The sequence below is a fragment of the Aminobacter sp. SR38 genome, from assembly GCF_014843375.1.
Classification (GTDB): Bacteria; Pseudomonadota; Alphaproteobacteria; order Rhizobiales; family Rhizobiaceae; genus Aminobacter; species Aminobacter ciceronei.
Genome location: NZ_CP062112.1, coordinates 4,725,111 through 4,741,073, shown reverse-complemented (window position 1 = coordinate 4,741,073; position 15,963 = coordinate 4,725,111). Strand labels below are relative to the sequence as shown.

Below are 15,963 nucleotides of genomic sequence, written 5' to 3'. Positions count from 1 at the left end.
GACAGGCGGGCACTCGTTCCCTGCCTGCAAAAGCTCGGCCCCGCCGCGATCGACTCACTATTCCGCCGGCGCGGCCTGCACCTCGAGCACAGCACCATGGCCGCGCCGGCTGGCAAGCCATGCCGTCAGCGCCTTCTGGGAGTGGAACACAGCGACGCCGGTCAGGACGCCGGTCACGACGCTCAGCGTGGTCAGCACAGGCCACGGCAGCTGGAGTTGCGGCAGCACGAGCTCCGGCACCAGGCGATGGAACAGGTAGATGTGATATCCGGCCGCCGCCACCGGCAAAGCCAGTGCCGCGACCTGCCGCGGCACTGTGATACGCGGGACGTAGAGCAGCATGGCGACGCAGGCAAGTTGCAGCATGAACTTGACCCAGGAGCCGGTCCAGTTACCGCCCCAATAGGCCATGAACGGGAAGGCCATGGTCGCCATGCCGAGCACCGCCATGCGCTGCCGCGCCGTCTGCGCGTGAAAGGCGCACCAGCCGAAGACAGCGAGATAGAATACGTCCGACACGGTGAAGATCTGCACCGCGCCGACGGCCCAGACCTTTGGCGCCAGGATCTTGATCGCGATGGTGACGACAAGCGCTGTCATTCCCGTTGCGAACGGCCTGGCCGCTACCTGCTTGCGTACTGCCGGCAACGAGAACAATACCGCGACGATCAGCATCACCTGCGCATAGGCTTCGACGAACCAGTAGAGGTAGGGCAGCATGTGTTTGGGATCGAAGATGCCGAGATTGCCGACCAGGAACACCGAGGGCCACAGCACCTCGCCGCGCGCGATCGAAAAGCCGACGACCAGCGGCGCATAGACGGCGAGATTTGCCGCCACCGCGCGCAACAGCCTCGACGTCTCGCCGCGCATCAGCGCCGCACCATGAAACCGCGCCAGCCCGTAGCCGACAAGCATCACCAGCGCCGCCGCCCCGCCCGGAATGGGCCAGAGTGTGGCGTGATGCAGGACGACGAGAAGGATCGCCAGCGCCCGCATCAGCATGTCGGTGTCGACGATGCGACGGTTTCCCTTCTGGCTGCTCAACCGGGCCAGCGCGCCGACCGGCATCTTCTCCCAGCCCTCGGGGATGCGGCCGAGCTTGCGCTCCAAGGTCAGCGACAGTTGGACATAGAGCAGCGAATCTCCGCCGAGTTCCTCGAAACTGTCAGCCGGCGTCACCCGCCGGGGATAGAAGGCCCGACCAAACGCCTCGATGAGCCCGGCATCGGCCTTCTGGTTTCGCCGCGCAAGCTGCGCCATCGCCTGGTGGTCGACCTTGCCCGAAGCCAGCCGTGGCAAGGTGTCGACCGCCACCGCCTCGACATGCAGCGCCGTCAGTCCACTCGCTTCGATCATCAGCTTGCAAACATCCTCAGGCGCCTCGCCCGACGAAAACGCCGCGACCAGTCGCCGGTCGTCGCCGGTGACCGCCGCCACGACGCCCCGGCTGGCAAGCGCGTGCTCCACCGCCTCGTGGCTGATCCGCAAGCCCGCGATCTTCGACATGCGCTTGAGGCGGCCGACGACGCGGAAGAAGCCGTTCTCGCAACGCTCGGCCAGGTCGCCGGTGCTGAGCTCGCCGATCTCGGCGCCGCGTGCCAGGTCGTTGCGGTCGAGCGCGTAACCCATCATCACGTTCGGCCCGCGATAGACGAGTTCACCCGCCTCGCCGCAACCGTCGATCCGGCCTCCGTCCTCATGGACAAGCGCCAGTTCGCCGCCCGGAATGCCAATGCCGATGCTGTCGGGGTTATCGGCCAGCGCTGCCGGCGGCACATAGGCGATGCGCGCCGTGGCCTCGGTCTGGCCATACATCAGGAACAGCTGCCGCCCCTTGGCTTCGAGCCTGCGCCGGACGGTCTCGGCAAGCCCGGCGGGCATCCGCCCGCCCGCCACCGTCATGAAACGCAGTGACGGCAATTCCTCGGCGCTGAAGCCAGTCTTGTCCATCAGCTGGTAGGAATAGGGCACGCCGCTGATGTTGCTGACAGCGGCCGCGCGCAGATCGTCAACGAAGCCTTTGTCGGCCACGCCCTTGGCTGAGACGAACACGCTGGCACCGACTGCCAGATGCGAGTTGAGCACCGAAAGGCCGTAGGAATAATGGAACGGCAGGATCAACGCCGCGCGATCGGCCGGCGCCAGGCCGAGATAACAGGCGATCGCCCGAGCATTGCTCTCGACATTGGTCCGCGACAGCCGGACGAAGCGGCTTCTGCCGGTGCTTCCCGACGTCGCCAGCAGCACGGCAAGGTCGGCATGCAGCGTCTCCCCGGCGCCCTCGCCCTCGACAAGACGCCAGCGCCCGTCGAGCTGCCTCACGCACACATCAGGGCGAAAATCCTCCTCGAATGCATCGAACGCCTGCGCATCCCCGGGGGCGACGAGCGCCACCACATGCCCGCCGGCCCGCGCGGCGAGATAGGCGATTATCGCATGTTCGGAATTGGACGCTTCCAGCGCCACGAGCTTGCGGCCCGCGCCGAACCCGGCTGCGGTGACTGTCACACGGCGCGCCAGTTCGGCATAGCTGATGGTGGGGCGGCCTGGAAACACCAGGGCCGTCCGTTCGCCATAGCTGGCCAGTCTCTGCAGGAAATCCATTCTTCGCCCGCCCCGCTGCTTCGTTTGCAGCCACATGAACGCGCGAGCCGATAGCGTTATTCCTGATAGTTTGCATCAAGAAAATTCGCGACAGCTAATGTAAGCCGGCCGGGCGGAGCTGACCCGACGGCCGGCGAGGCATTTCAAGCCAGGATACGCGCCTTGAGCCAGAGGAACAGCGGCACGCGGGCCCATTTGCGCAGCAGGTCCGAATCGACCCGATCCGGGATCGGCTCGCGCAATGCCGTGATTGCCAGCCCCGCGCCCTCCAGCACCGCTACATAGCCCTCGAGCGGCTGCGACCAACCGGCAAAGTGCATTGTCATACCGTCACGGTCTTCTTCGCCATCGAAACGCTCGCGGCCGTAATAGCTACCATCGAGCACGAATGGCGCGTCGGCCGCTTCCCCGGCGAAACGTCCGCGATCCCTGAACGGATGGACCAGCGAAATCAACAGCGTGCCGCCGGGCTTCATCACGCGTCGGATTTCCCCGATCGCCGCAGGCACGTCGTCGACGTCCATCAGCACGTTGCAGGCCATGACAAGGTCGAAGCTGCCGCCGTCAAATGGCAGATCGTCGACACCGGCAACGGCATAGGCAGAGTTGGCTTGCCGTGCAGCTTCCACCATCTCCGCCACCACGTCAGTCACGGTAACCCAGCGCCTTCAGTTCGCGCGCCACGCGACCCTCGCCGCAGCCCACCTCGAGCGCGCGGCCGGAGCCCTCGCCGATGAACCGTGTCAGCCCTTCGCGATAGACCCAGAACGCATCATGCGCGGGCAAGCGCGCCCAGGCGATCCATTGGTCGGCAACACGCGTCCAGTGCTCTTTGTCGCCCTTCATCTCACCCGCCCCGGCCAGCCAGATGTCGCATCTAGGACAGTTCGACCGGCCGGAAAAGCCGGGATGTGTTGGCCAGCCTCAGCGCGCGGCGGCGAGCCGGATCGATCTGCTGCTCGCCGCAAGCACTGCCAGCGCCACCAGCGGAAAAGCTGCGGCGACCAGGCCGAGATCTGATGGCCGGGCGAATTCCAGTACGCGGCCGCCGATGACGGTGCCGAAGGCGATGCCGAAATAGAGCGCCGATGCGTTGAGCGACAGGGTCAGGTGCGCGATCTCCGGACCGAATCCGACGATGCGGCTTGCCTGCGCCGGCGGGAAGGCCCAGCCGATGATGCCCCACGGCACCATCAGCGCGATCAGCACCGGGCCGGCGACATGATGCGGCAAGAGCTTCAAGGTCAGGGCAATGGCAATGCAGAAGCCCGACGACATCAAGAGCGAGATCACCACCATGCGCGTCGCGCCGATGCGGTCGGCGAGATAGCCGCTCGACAGGTTGCCGATGACGGCGCCCGCGCCGAAGGCGAGCAGCATGCCCGGCAGTGCGATTTCGGGCAGTCCCGCCCCTTCCAGCGCCAGCGGCGCGATATAGGAGATCACGGTGAAGCCGCCGGCGAGATAGAGCAGCGTCACCAGGAGCGAGGGCAGGATGCCGGGCCGGGCAATGGCGGTGAAGCGCTCGGCGAGCGTCAGCTTGATGCCGCGCGAGCCCCGGGGCAGCCGCACCCACAGGATCGCCGCGCAGGAAATGCCAAGCAGTGCTATGGCAACGAAGGTGCCGCGCCAGCCCCACATGGTGGCAATCAACGATCCGACCGGCGCGCCGAGTGCCACTGCAAAGGTCGTGCCGCCGACGACGACCGCGATCGCCCGTGCTCGGTGCTCGGGGCCGGCAAGTGACACGGCGGTCGCCTGGGCGGTTGCGGCATAGAGCCCAGCCGACATGCCCATCACGATCTGGGCAACAAGAAGCCCGGCAAAGGAGCTGCTCATCGCCGCGATGACATTGCCTAAGACGAACACCAGCATGGTCGCGGCCAGCACGCGGCGGCGGTCGATCTCGCCGGCCAGCGCCGACAGGACTGGCGCGCCAATCGCATAAGCGAGCGAGAACGCCATGATCAGGTAACCCGCAAACGGTATCGACACATGCGCGTCGCCGGCGATTGCCGGCAACAGGCTGGAAAACACGAAGCCGACGGTGCTCATGGCGAACGAACCGACCGCCAGCCAGATAAGGCGCTTGTCCATGACAGTGTCCTTAGTTCAAAATATGTTGAACTATTGAACTTATCCCCCCGTCATGTCAATCTGTGTATTCGACCTCTGCTGCCATCCTCATGTCAGCAGCCAATCCAAAACCTTGAACCGACCAACAAGCGCCGCTACCTTCCGACCATGTCCTTGCCCCATCCAAATCTCGACCAGATCAGCCTTGCCAACGTGCTGTCAGTGCTTGGCGACCAGACCCGCCTCGCCATTGTCGGTTATCTCGCCTGCAACGAGGGTCTGGCGGTGAGCTGCGGCCAGTTTTCCGAGTTCGGCTCGAAGACGAACCTGTCCTACCATCTGGCCAAGCTGCGCGAGGCCGGCATCACCCACACAGAGGTGGCAGGTACCAGCCGGCTGATCTCGTTGCGCCGCGCCGATCTCGACAGCCGCTTCCCCGGCCTGCTCGATTCGATCATCACCGCGGCCCAGGAACTCCCCGCACTCGAGCGCCTCCGCGACGAGGCCTGAGCATGCGCATTGCCGTCATCGCCGACATCCACGGCAACATCCTTGCACTGGAGGCTGTCATCGCCGACCTCGCCCGGCGCGGCGGCGCCGATGTCGTCGTCAATCTCGGCGATCTCGTCTCCGGTCCGCTCTGGCCCAGCGAAACGGCAGCGACGCTGCAGGCCCTTGGCTGGCCGACGGTGCGTGGCAACCATGACCGCCGCGTCGCCACCGACCCGCTCTCCGACATGGGCCCGTCCGACCGCTTCGCCTATGATCGCTTGACGCCAGCCCAGCGTGACTGGATGGAGGCAATGCCGCTGACCTTGGAGATCGCCCCGTCGGTGCTCGCCTTCCACGCCCGCCCCGATCACGACGAGCGCTATCTCTCCGAGGTCATCGATGAAGGCCAGCTCATCCGCGCGCCGCTGAAAGTCATCGAAAGCCGCCTCCGGCAGGTCGACCCCAAATATCGGCTGCTGCTCGCCGGCCACAGCCACCGTGCCGATCTCGTCCAGCTCTCCGGCGGGCGTCTTCTGTTCAATCCCGGCAGTGTCGGCGCCCCAGCCTATGACGACGACACTGCGCCTGCCCATGTCTCCGAGCAGGGCTCGCCGCTGGCGCGCTATGGCCTCGTCGAACTCGACGCTGCCGGCATTGTCACCAGTGTCGATGCGCTTGCAGTGACCTATGACTATGAAGCCGCAGCCCACCGCGCCGTCGAGGGCGGCCGCCCGGAATGGGCTCATGCCTTGCGCACCGGCTTCATGCCGGACTGATCCGGCAGTTCGCCGCCACTATCGGCTCTGGCTCCCGGCTGACTGGCCTATTTCCTACGCCGGCCCGGCTTCGACGTCTTCTTGACGCCACCCGAGCGCGCCGGCTTCGTCGCCGGTTTGAGCGTGCCATCCCTTGCCAAATCCTTCGGCTCCAGTGTCAGCGCCGGCCTGCCGATCGCCTCTTGCCCGGCGCGGACGTCGGCAGCGCGCAGCGTGTCGCCGAAATCAAGCCCGGTAAGGCTCTCGACATGAGCGACGGTCGTCAGGAACTCCGACACCCGCGCCAGTTCCTCGGCATCGCCAAACGCCTCCGCCATGCCTTCGGGCATCACTTCGATCAGCGGCCCCTGGTCGGCGAGCAGTGCTATCGCGCGCAGATCGTTGCCGTCGTTCCACGCCGCGATTTTCCAGAATTTCAGCGGCACCTTGCTTTCGAAACGATAGGGCGGGTCGCTGTCGGCGAACACTGGCCCGGCAAACACTGTCACCCTTTGGCGCATTGTCACCGCGTTGCGCAGCACATAGGTCTCGACCGCCCGCCAGCGAAGCTTGCCCTTCGAGCCCGGCCGGTTGAGCGCACTGCCCTGGTTGAAGAAGCCGAGCTGCGGTGCCGCATTGGTGTAGAAGAACGTGTCCCGCTCGGCTGCCACCGCCTCCGCATCGGTGCCCCAGGCCGGGTCGCCGCGCAGCGTGATGTGGCCCTTCTGGAAAATCCGCGCCTTGCGTTCGTTCGATGTGGCAATCGGAAAGCCAGCCACTTTCTGTGCGTCATAGAAGGGCTTGTTCATTTGCTCTTCGAGAGCCACGCGGCGGTCCGGTCTGAAATCGTCGCTGGCTTCCGCCCCGCCGATCGACTCGACGCCGAGCTCCCTCAGGCTCGGATCCTCGGTGACCGTCTTGTCGTCGCGGTTGACCGCCTTGATGCGCGAGCCGTCGATGTTGCAGGCGGTGTAGTAGGCAAGCCGCCGCTCGGCGTTCATGACGACGGAAAAATGGTGGTAAGGCAGTTCGAACAGGTCGTCGCCCGGCTTGGCCAGAAGATTCTTGGCCGGCCGCCCAGGCGCGCCGCCGTGCCTGGGCAGCGGCAGCACGAAGCCCGGCACGAAGCCCGGTTCATAGCCGCCACGGTCGTCGAAATTCTCGGTCTTCCAGCTCGCAGCCTCGGCCCCTGGGCCGCCCGTCCTGACCTCCCCGGATTTCGGCGCGGCACCAGTCGATGCCTGTGCCATCAACGGCGCCCGCACGCTGATCTCGATCGGGAATGTCCATATCACCGAGCCGTCGTCGCCCAGGCGGGCCTTGGCCTCGCCATCGCCGCCCGATGTCAGCGCCTGTGCCTTGCCGGCCTTTGCCACCACCCGGTCCGGCTCACCGACCCCCTCCGGCACAGGCTGCAGCTTCAGTCGCCCCGCCTCCTCCCAGATGTCGAGCAATTGCGTCACCGCAGCCCGACTGCACGCGTCCATGCCGGCGAGCCGCGTCTCCAGATCGTTGACGATGGCGCTGATACGGATGCCTTCGTTGATCTCCTTGGCCAGCGGCTTGCCGTCGGTGCCCATCACCTCGTGCCATGGCCCGCCCCAGTGATGCAGGGCGATCGGCTCCCATTCGTTGTTGAACACCGGCGAGCCCGACGAGCCCTGTTCGGTGTCGGCGACATAGTGCAGCACATGCAGCGTCTCGTCCCGCGCCACGAGGTGGTTCTCGCGCAGCACCAGCTCCTTGTGGCGGCCGTCGGGATGCTGGACGACATTGGCGATCTCGCCCAGCATGTGCTTGTCGCCGGCACTGGACAGCACCAGGAAGCCGAATTCGTCGAGCGCGCGCGGGCCGCGCCGGCGCTGGCCAATGCCGATCAGCGTGTAGTCGAGCCCGTCTATGTCGTCGGTGACAAAGCACAGATCCGGGTCGAGGAAGAACGACGTCGGCTGCCTGAGTTCGTTGAACTTGTCGCGCTCATAGTCGAACTGCACCTGGAACCGTGCGGCGTCGGCGGCCGTCTGTATGACGTGATGATTGGTCAGGAAAAGGTTCGGCCCAACAAGGAAGCCCGAGCCCTGCGGCATCTCGTTGAGAAAGGCGACCCGGCCGACGGCATCCGCCGCACGGCGGCCGCGCTCGAGGAAGGCAACACCGACAAAATCCAGCGTCGACCCCTGGATCGCCTCCGGCCCCATCGGCTTGGCGGCGGCCATCGCAGGCTTGCGTCCGGCCTTTGCCGGTTCGGCGACAGTCTCGATCGCCGTGGAGATCATCTCGGCCTGTTCGCGGGTCAGGTCGGCCTTGACCTGCAACCGCTCGACGCGGCGACGGCGCTCCGGCTCAGCCGCCAGCGGATTGCCCTCGACGATGCGCGCCAGCGACGTGTCTATTTCAGGTCTGGTTTTCTTCAACCGTTCACGAACGACACGTTCAACTTCACCGAAGGTCTGGATATCAACCATGCCCGCCCCCTTTGCTGAAGACCCCAAGTATAACTTGAGAGCCTACGCGGAGGTAGCGACGTTTTGTTGACAGCCTTTACGGGCAATATGCCTGAAATCAGCGGCGAAACCGCTCCAGCGTCGCCGTGAACAGCTCGGTCAACGCTGCAACGGCATCTTCATATGAGATACGCCCGGCCACCGTATCACGCGACACGGCCTCGGCCGCCCCGAGAAGTCCCGACAAGACAGGTTCGCCGATATCGGCGGGCAGATCGACGAAGCGCGAAACCGCATCGCGATATTCCTTGAGATAGTCGTTGCGCAGCGTCTGGCGAAACTCGTCCATCTCCTCCGTGCCCGAGAGTGCCGAAAACACTGCTCCGGCCTCGGGGCCGGCGCGGCTGGCGCAACGCACATAGGCCTCGCCCAGAATGCCGGCCACATCACGCAACGTCTTGCCGCAGCTGGCAAGGGCCTCGCGCTGCGTCGCCAGCTGCAGCTCGTTGTAGGAGGAGAACAGCGCCATCAGCAGCCCCGCCCTTGTGCCGAAATGCTCATAGGCGATCGGCTTGCTTACCCCTGCCCGTTCGGCGACCCGGGCGAGCGTCAGCGCGTCGGTGCCTTCCTCGCGCACAATCTCCTGGGCTGCTTCCAGCAGCTGCGCGCGACGTTCGGCCTTCGGCAGTTTTTTCATCGAACTTGCAGTCGTCATCGCCTTCGCATCCGGTCAGAAATTTTTCGGCCCGTGGCTTGAACATCGCCACGCGCTACATATGTTACCATCAGTAACTTACAAAGAGTAAGCTACGCATGGTAGATGACTACACATATAGGGGAATTCAATGTCCATTGCAGCCCGTGAAATCCACCTGAAGAGCCGCCCGGTCGGTTTGCCGGCAGCCGACAATTTCGAGCTTGTCGAACGCAGCTTGCCGGCTCCTGCCGCAGGCCAATTGCTGGTCAAGACGCTGTTCATGTCGGTCGACCCCTACATGCGTGGCCGCATGACCGACAGGCCGAGCTACATCGCCCCCTTCGAGATCGGCCAGCCGCTTGAAGGCTCCGCCGTCGGTATCGTCGAGCAGTCCGCCCATCCCGAGTTCAAGGCCGGCGACATGGTCAGCCACTTCTCCGGCTGGCGCGATCACGTGCTTGTCGACGCTGCCACCGCAAACAAGATCGACACCTCGAAGGCGTCAGCCGAAGCCTGGCTCGGCCCGTTGGGCATTCCCGGTCACACCGCCTATGTCGGTCTGCTCCGCATAGCCGGGCTCAAGGCTGGCGAAACCGTCTTCATCTCGGCCGCCGCCGGCGCCGTTGGTTCGATGGCGGTGCAGATCGCCAAGCTCAAGGGAGCCCGTGTCGTCGCTTCCGTCGGCTCGGAGGAAAAGGCTCGCTGGGTCAAGGAACTCGGCGCCGACGCCGTCATCAACTACCGCACGGCAGGCGACCTGACCGAGGCGCTGAAAAAAGCAGCGCCCGAAGGCATCGACGTCTATTTCGACAATGTCGGCGGCGACCACCTCAGGGCAGCACTCGAAGCAGCCAAGCCCCGCGCCCGCTTCGCCATCTGCGGCATGATCTCCGGCTACAATGACGAAAAGCCCGTTCCCGGTCCCGACAATCTCGCCGCAATGGTCATCAAGAGCATCAGCATGCGCGGCTTTCTCGTGCTGGATCACTTCGACATCCTGCCAGAATTCATTACCGACATGGCCGGCTGGCTGGCCGATGGCCGCGTGACCTATCGCGACACGGTCGTCTCGGGTCTCGAAAACGCGCCCCAGGCCTTCATCGGGCTCTTCTCCGGCAACAACCTCGGCAAGATGCTGGTCAAACTCGACTGACATCCGGCGGCTGGTTCGCCCGCCGCCTTCACCTCATTCCAATCCAGACGTTAGAGCGCCGCCTTCGCGCGGCCACGGAGGAGTATTGCCCAAATGACCACGCACAAGCCCGTCCTGATCATCGGCGGTTCCGGTTTCGTCGGGGCGCTCGCCGCCCGCACCCTGCGAAAGTTGCACCCCAAACTCCCCATCGCCATCGGCGGCCGCAATCTTGAGAAAGCCGAAGCCGTCGCCAAGGAGATAGGCAATGCCGAGGCTGTCGTCATCGACCTCAACCGCAAGGACCTCGGCGTAGCGGCAAACAAAGGTTTCAGCGCCATTGCCATGTTCGTCTATGACGACACGCTCAACGCCCTCCACTACGCCCAGACCAACGCCGTGCCCTATCTCAGCGTTTCGACCGGCATCCAGGAGATCGGACCGGAGATAGCGCTTTATGCCCACAAGGCGAACGCGCCGTTCCTGATGGGCAGCAGCTGGCTCGGCGGTGCCGCGAGCCTCGCCGTCGTGCATTTCGCCAGGCAGTTCGAGACCGTGCATTCGATCGAAATCACCGCCCTTCTCGACGAACACGACATGGGCGGCCCCGCCGCCGAAGCCGACTTCACCCGCCTCACAATGATGTCCAGCACCCTGGGCCTCGAAAGCGGCAAATGGCATTGGAAACCCTCGGGCGAACAAGGCCGCAGCGTGACGAGTGTCGACGGCAGGCAGGTGCCAGGTCTGTCCTATGCACCATTCGACGTCTTTAGCCTGCCGGTCACCACCGGCGCCGAGACGGTGCTGTTCGATTTTGCGCTCGGCGAAACCGCAAGCCGCCATCGCGGCGAGCATTTCTCCACCGAGATCACCATCGCCATCTCGGGCAAGAGGAAAGACGGCACAGAGGGCCGTAGCCGCTACGAATTCGTCCATCCCGAAGGACAGGCGCCGGTCACAGCGCTCGCCGTCGCACTAGCGGTCGAGCGGCTGGTAGGCCTCGACGGCAAGGCAGCGCCCGCGCCGGGCCTCTACTTCGCCGAAATGCTCGTGGAAGCGGACCATGCGATCAAGCGTTTCAAGGAATTCGGCGCCAGCATCAAGCAGGCAGCATAGGCCAAAACCCGCTCCAGATGGGCAGTCGCGGACCTCAGCGGCTGCCCTTCCGATATCCGGACACGCACTGTGGGCAACCGACGCGCATCAAAGCCGCATCCCGGCACAGGAAAAGCATTTTTTGGGGTTCCCCCCTCCCCAACCTTCCCCTATAAGGCGCGCCTAGCCTCTAGTTGACTCTCTCTTGCGCACCGGCCGGGATTCTCCCGTCCCGGTTCTTCGCGCAGGCATATCTTACGGACCGTACACAATGGCAAAACGCACCGACATCAAGTCCATCCTGATCATCGGCGCCGGTCCCATTGTCATCGGCCAGGCCTGCGAGTTCGACTATTCCGGCACCCAGGCCTGCAAGGCGCTGAAGGAAGAGGGTTACCGGGTCATCCTGGTCAACTCCAACCCGGCGACGATCATGACCGATCCGGAACTGGCGGATGCCACCTACATCGAGCCGATCACGCCTGAGGTCGTCGCCAAGATCATCGCCAAGGAGCGCCCCGACGCACTGCTGCCGACGATGGGCGGCCAGACCGCGCTCAACACCGCGCTTTCGCTGCGCCGCATGGGCGTGCTCGAGCGCTACAATGTCGAGATGATCGGTGCCGACGCGCACGCCATCGACAAGGCCGAGGACCGCTCGCTGTTCCGCGAGGCCATGGCCAAGATCGGCCTGGAAACCCCGCGCTCGATGCTGGCCAACGCCTCCGACGTCAAGGACGCCGACCGCAAGAAGCACGAGGCCGAGCGCGCCGCGCTGAAGGCCGAGAACCCTGAAAATCTCGACGCAGCCCTCGACGCGCTCGAAACCCAGTGGAACCTCGGCGAAGGCGACCGCAAGCAGCGCTACATCAATCACGGCATGGCGATCGGCGCCCAGGCGCTCGACCATGTCGGACTGCCCGCCATCATTCGCCCGTCCTTCACCATGGGCGGCACCGGCGGCGGCATCGCCTTCAACCGCCAGGAATTCTTCGACATCGTCCAGAGCGGTCTCGATGCCTCCCCCACCACCGAAGTCCTGATCGAGGAATCGGTGCTCGGCTGGAAGGAATACGAGATGGAGGTCGTGCGCGACCGCGCCGACAACTGCATCATCATCTGCTCGATCGAGAACATCGACCCGATGGGCGTGCACACCGGCGACTCGATCACGGTGGCGCCGGCGCTGACCTTGACCGACAAGGAATACCAGATCATGCGCAACGCCTCGATCGCGGTGCTGCGCGAGATCGGCGTCGAGACGGGCGGCTCCAACGTCCAGTTCGCCGTCAACCCGGCCGACGGCCGCCTCGTCGTCATCGAGATGAACCCGCGCGTCTCGCGCTCCTCGGCGCTCGCCTCGAAAGCTACCGGCTTCCCGATCGCCAAGATCGCGGCCAAGCTCGCCGTCGGCTACACGCTCGATGAGCTTGAAAACGACATCACCGGCGGCGCCACGCCCGCGTCGTTCGAGCCGTCGATCGACTACGTCGTCACCAAGATCCCGCGCTTCGCCTTCGAGAAGTTCCCCGGCGCCTCGCCCGTGCTGACCACCGCCATGAAGTCGGTCGGCGAGGTCATGGCGATTGGCCGCACTTTCCAGGAATCGCTGCAGAAGGCTTTGCGTGGCCTCGAAACCGGCCTTACCGGCCTCGACGAGATCGAGATCCCCGGCATCGGCACCGACGGCGACAGCGGCGACGACCGCAACGCCATCCGTGCTGCCTTGGGCACGCCGACGCCCGACCGCCTGCGCATGGTTGCCCAGGCGATCCGCATGGGCACCTCGCTCGAAGACGTGCACGCCATGTGCAAGATCGACCCGTGGTTCCTCGAGCAGATCGCCGGCATCATTGCGATGGAAGCACGCGTCCGCGAGCACGGCCTGCCGCAGGATGCCGAAAACCTGCGCATGCTGAAGTCGATGGGTTTTTCGGACGCCCGCCTCGCCTCGCTCACCAAGACCGAGGCCGAAGCCGTTCAAAAGCAACGCCAGAAGCTCGGCGTCCACCCGGTCTACAAGCGCATCGACACCTGCGCCGCCGAGTTCGCCTCGCCGACGGCCTACATGTACTCGTCCTATGAGCTGCCCTTCGCTGGCGCTGTGGCCGACGAGGCCCAGGTTTCGGATCGCAAGAAGGTGGTCATATTGGGCGGCGGCCCCAACCGTATCGGCCAGGGCATCGAGTTCGACTATTGCTGCGTCCATGCCGCCTATGCACTGCGCGAGGCAGGCTACGAGTCGATCATGGTCAACTGCAATCCAGAGACCGTCTCGACCGACTACGACACCTCAGATCGCCTGTATTTCGAGCCGCTGACGGCGGAAGACGTGCTCGAGATCCTGCGCGCCGAACAGGCCGCCGGCACCCTGCATGGCGTCATCGTCCAGTTTGGCGGCCAGACGCCGCTCAAGCTCGCGGATGCGCTTGAAAAAGCCGGCATCCCGATCCTCGGCACCTCGCCCGACGCCATCGACCTCGCCGAGGACCGTGACCGCTTTCAGAAGCTCTTGCACAAGCTCGACCTGAAGCAGCCCAAGAACGGCATCGCCTATTCCGTCGAGCAGGCCCGCACCGTTGCCGGCGAGCTCGGTTTCCCCCTGGTCGTGCGCCCGTCCTACGTGCTCGGCGGCCGCGCCATGCAGATCATCCACAATGAGGGCATGCTGCAGTCCTATTTGCTCGACACCGTGCCGGGCCTGGTGCCCGAGGACATCAAACAGAAGTACCCCAACGACAAGACCGGCCAGATCAACACACTGCTCGGCAAGAACCCGTTGCTGTTCGACACCTATCTCTCTGGCGCCATCGAGGTCGACGTCGACTGCCTCTGCGACGGCAAGACGACCTATGTCTCGGGAATCATGGAGCATATCGAGGAAGCCGGCATCCACTCGGGCGACTCGGCCTGCTCACTGCCGGTCCACTCGCTGCCGTCCGACCTCGTCGACGAGCTCGAGCGCCAGACTTCGGCCATGGCGCGCGCGCTCAATGTCGGCGGCCTGATGAACGTGCAATATGCCATCAAGGACGGCACCATCTATGTGCTGGAAGTGAACCCGCGAGCGTCGCGCACCGTGCCCTTCGTGGCCAAAACCGTCGGCAAGCCGATCGCCAAGATCGCCGCCCGCATCATGTCGGGCGAGAGCCTCGACGAGGCCTTTGCCCACTATGGCGAAAAGCCCGATGCCCGCAATCCCGGCCACATCGCGGTCAAGGAAGCGGTGTTCCCGTTTGCCCGCTTCCCCGGCGTCGACATCCTGCTCGGGCCTGAGATGAAGTCGACCGGCGAGGTCATGGGCCTCGACCGCGACTACGCGCTCGCCTTCGCCAAGGCTCAGCTCGGTGCCGGCGTCGACCTGCCGCGCTCGGGCACGCTGTTCGTCTCGGTCCGCGACGAGGACAAGGCCGGCATCCTCGGCGCCGTCCAGCGCCTGTCCGGCCTCGGCTTAAAGGTGCTGGCAACCTCGGGCACCGCGCGCTTCCTCAATGAAAACGGCGTGCCGGCCGAGAAAATCAACAAGGTGCTCGAAGGCCGCCCTCACATCGAGGACGCCATCCGCAACCGCCAGATCCAGATCGTCTTCAACACCACCGATGGCCAGAAGGCAGTCTCGGACTCGAAGTCGATTCGCCGCGCCACACTGATGCAGAAGGTGCCTTACTACACCACCCTGTCGGGTGCTGCCGCCGTCGCCGAGGCCATCGCCGCGCTGAAGGCCGGCTCGCTCGAAGTGCGTCCACTGCAGGATTACTTCAAGTAAAAGCCAGGACGTCGCCACAGCTTCTCTTCTCCCCGTTTACGGGGAGAAGATGCCGGCAGGCAGATGAGGGGCAGCGCAAACGCTGGCACACTTGCCATGTGGCGCATTCATCTGCAGGGCAGAAGAAGAGCTTCACCGGCGCATAACCAGCCCGGGGCGCCCTGCGGCTTCCTGCCGGCAAAGCACTACGGCAGAACTGAAATACGCAGGCGTCGTCTTAACGAAACTGCATGAATTGCCTCGCCCCACCTTCCCACCCGCATAGATTGCAGCTAACTCTTCACCATCAGGTGGGGAGTATTTGCGAATGAAACTGAAATCTATGCGGCTGGCACTGGCACCGGTGCTGGCGGGACTTCTGGTTGCGGCCGTACCGGTCGCGGCAATGGCCAAGGACAAGGGCTCGCTGGCCGGCAACGAAGGCAAGAAGCGGTACGCGGCGCAGTTCGGGAACACGACTGGTCCATGCAAGGACGGTTATAAGAAGTATGTCGCCGCCCCCGGCCACTCGGCCTATGCCCAGACGCATCTTGGTGCCGTCGAAGCCTTTTACTGCGGCGCTTCCCTTAACGCGCCGTCCCAGGCAGCAGCCGAAAAGCAAGCGTTAGAGCGCTGCAATTCGGTCGGCAAGAAGTACAAGATGAAAACCACCGGCAACTGCGCCATCTACGCTTCGAAGTGAGAGGCCGGACTTACCCTCCCCCTTGTGGGGAGGGTCGATCCGCGACGCGGATCGGGGTGGGGGTGGTCGAAGAAGCGCACGCCGCCCACAGACTGGCACCGCGCCAGACCTCGCCTGCTGTCTGAACAGCCGTTCGGCGAAACCACCCTCGGAAGCCCGTCACCTCACCCCCTCGTCATCCCACCCCCATCCGGCTACCCTGCCCCGCCAGCCAGGA

The 15,963-nt window shown here is 64.7% G+C and carries 12 protein-coding genes; 6 read left to right on the top strand and 6 right to left on the bottom strand.

The window, feature by feature from the left end; translation table 11 throughout:
• Window positions 1-57: 57 nt before the first annotated feature.
• From IG197_RS23230 to IG197_RS23220, 4 genes are all read right to left on the bottom strand, one after another.
• Window positions 58-2,607: an AMP-binding protein gene (locus IG197_RS23230; protein WP_192315189.1), complete on the bottom strand. Its 2,550-nt coding sequence runs from the start codon at window positions 2,605-2,607 to the stop codon at window positions 58-60.
• Between the two features lie 143 nt (window positions 2,608-2,750).
• Window positions 2,751-3,260, bottom strand: a complete 510-nt coding sequence (locus IG197_RS23225; RefSeq protein WP_210346882.1) for a class I SAM-dependent methyltransferase — start codon at window positions 3,258-3,260, stop codon at window positions 2,751-2,753.
• Window positions 3,253-3,453, bottom strand: a complete 201-nt coding sequence (locus IG197_RS36095) for a hypothetical protein (RefSeq protein ID WP_208993687.1) — start codon at window positions 3,451-3,453, stop codon at window positions 3,253-3,255. The genes IG197_RS23225 and IG197_RS36095 overlap by 8 nt, the downstream gene beginning before the upstream one ends.
• A 78-nt stretch (window positions 3,454-3,531) precedes the next feature.
• Window positions 3,532-4,704: an MFS transporter gene (locus tag IG197_RS23220; protein ID WP_192315188.1), complete on the bottom strand. Its 1,173-nt coding sequence runs from the start codon at window positions 4,702-4,704 to the stop codon at window positions 3,532-3,534.
• Window positions 4,705-4,851: 147 nt separating this feature from the next.
• Between IG197_RS23220 and IG197_RS23215 the strand changes: the two genes are divergently transcribed.
• Together IG197_RS23215 and IG197_RS23210 are read left to right on the top strand one after the other, a co-directional pair.
• Window positions 4,852-5,193 (top strand): helix-turn-helix transcriptional regulator, encoded by a 342-nt coding sequence (locus IG197_RS23215; protein ID WP_067959756.1) that lies wholly within the window; start codon window positions 4,852-4,854, stop codon window positions 5,191-5,193.
• Window positions 5,194-5,195: 2 nt separating this feature from the next.
• Window positions 5,196-5,951, top strand: a complete 756-nt coding sequence (locus IG197_RS23210) for a metallophosphoesterase (RefSeq protein WP_192315187.1) — start codon at window positions 5,196-5,198, stop codon at window positions 5,949-5,951.
• 47 nt (window positions 5,952-5,998) lie between these two features.
• Here the strand turns inward: IG197_RS23210 and IG197_RS23205 are convergent, their stop codons facing one another.
• Entirely contained in the window at window positions 5,999-8,395 is a 2,397-nt protein-coding gene (locus tag IG197_RS23205; RefSeq protein WP_192315186.1) for a DNA/RNA non-specific endonuclease, read from the bottom strand.
• Between the two features lie 97 nt (window positions 8,396-8,492).
• A complete protein-coding gene (locus IG197_RS23200; protein WP_192315185.1) occupies window positions 8,493-9,089 on the bottom strand; it encodes a TetR/AcrR family transcriptional regulator in 597 nt (198 codons plus the stop codon).
• 130 nt (window positions 9,090-9,219) lie between these two features.
• On the opposite strand from IG197_RS23200, the gene IG197_RS23195 reads away from it, so the two are divergent.
• From IG197_RS23195 to IG197_RS23180, 4 genes are all read left to right on the top strand, one after another.
• A complete protein-coding gene (locus tag IG197_RS23195) occupies window positions 9,220-10,224 on the top strand; it encodes an NADP-dependent oxidoreductase (RefSeq protein WP_192315183.1) in 1,005 nt (334 codons plus the stop codon).
• A gap of 93 nt (window positions 10,225-10,317) precedes the next feature.
• Entirely contained in the window at window positions 10,318-11,319 is a 1,002-nt protein-coding gene (locus IG197_RS23190) for an NAD(P)-dependent oxidoreductase (protein WP_192315181.1), read from the top strand.
• A 250-nt stretch (window positions 11,320-11,569) separates the two neighbouring features.
• Entirely contained in the window at window positions 11,570-15,064 is a 3,495-nt protein-coding gene (gene carB, locus IG197_RS23185) for a carbamoyl-phosphate synthase large subunit (protein WP_192315179.1), read from the top strand.
• Window positions 15,065-15,371: 307 nt separating this feature from the next.
• A complete protein-coding gene (locus tag IG197_RS23180; RefSeq protein WP_246765225.1) occupies window positions 15,372-15,746 on the top strand; it encodes a hypothetical protein in 375 nt (124 codons plus the stop codon).
• Window positions 15,747-15,963: the final 217 nt, after the last annotated feature.

Excerpts from the sequence above, each read along its gene's own strand:
- IG197_RS23230 (WP_192315189.1), bottom strand. The coding sequence starts at position 2,607 with ATGGATTTCCTGCAGAGACTGGCCAGCTATGGCGAACGGACGGCCCTG.
- IG197_RS36095 (WP_208993687.1), bottom strand. The coding sequence starts at position 3,453 with ATGAAGGGCGACAAAGAGCACTGGACGCGTGTTGCCGACCAATGGATC.
- IG197_RS23220 (WP_192315188.1), bottom strand. The coding sequence starts at position 4,704 with ATGGACAAGCGCCTTATCTGGCTGGCGGTCGGTTCGTTCGCCATGAGC.
- IG197_RS23215 (WP_067959756.1), top strand. The coding sequence starts at position 4,852 with ATGTCCTTGCCCCATCCAAATCTCGACCAGATCAGCCTTGCCAACGTG.
- IG197_RS23210 (WP_192315187.1), top strand. The coding sequence starts at position 5,196 with ATGCGCATTGCCGTCATCGCCGACATCCACGGCAACATCCTTGCACTG.
- IG197_RS23205 (WP_192315186.1), bottom strand. The coding sequence starts at position 8,395 with ATGGTTGATATCCAGACCTTCGGTGAAGTTGAACGTGTCGTTCGTGAA.
- IG197_RS23200 (WP_192315185.1), bottom strand. The coding sequence starts at position 9,089 with ATGACGACTGCAAGTTCGATGAAAAAACTGCCGAAGGCCGAACGTCGC.
- IG197_RS23195 (WP_192315183.1), top strand. The coding sequence starts at position 9,220 with ATGTCCATTGCAGCCCGTGAAATCCACCTGAAGAGCCGCCCGGTCGGT.
- IG197_RS23190 (WP_192315181.1), top strand. The coding sequence starts at position 10,318 with ATGACCACGCACAAGCCCGTCCTGATCATCGGCGGTTCCGGTTTCGTC.
- carB (WP_192315179.1), top strand. The coding sequence starts at position 11,570 with ATGGCAAAACGCACCGACATCAAGTCCATCCTGATCATCGGCGCCGGT.
- IG197_RS23180 (WP_246765225.1), top strand. The coding sequence starts at position 15,372 with ATGAAACTGAAATCTATGCGGCTGGCACTGGCACCGGTGCTGGCGGGA.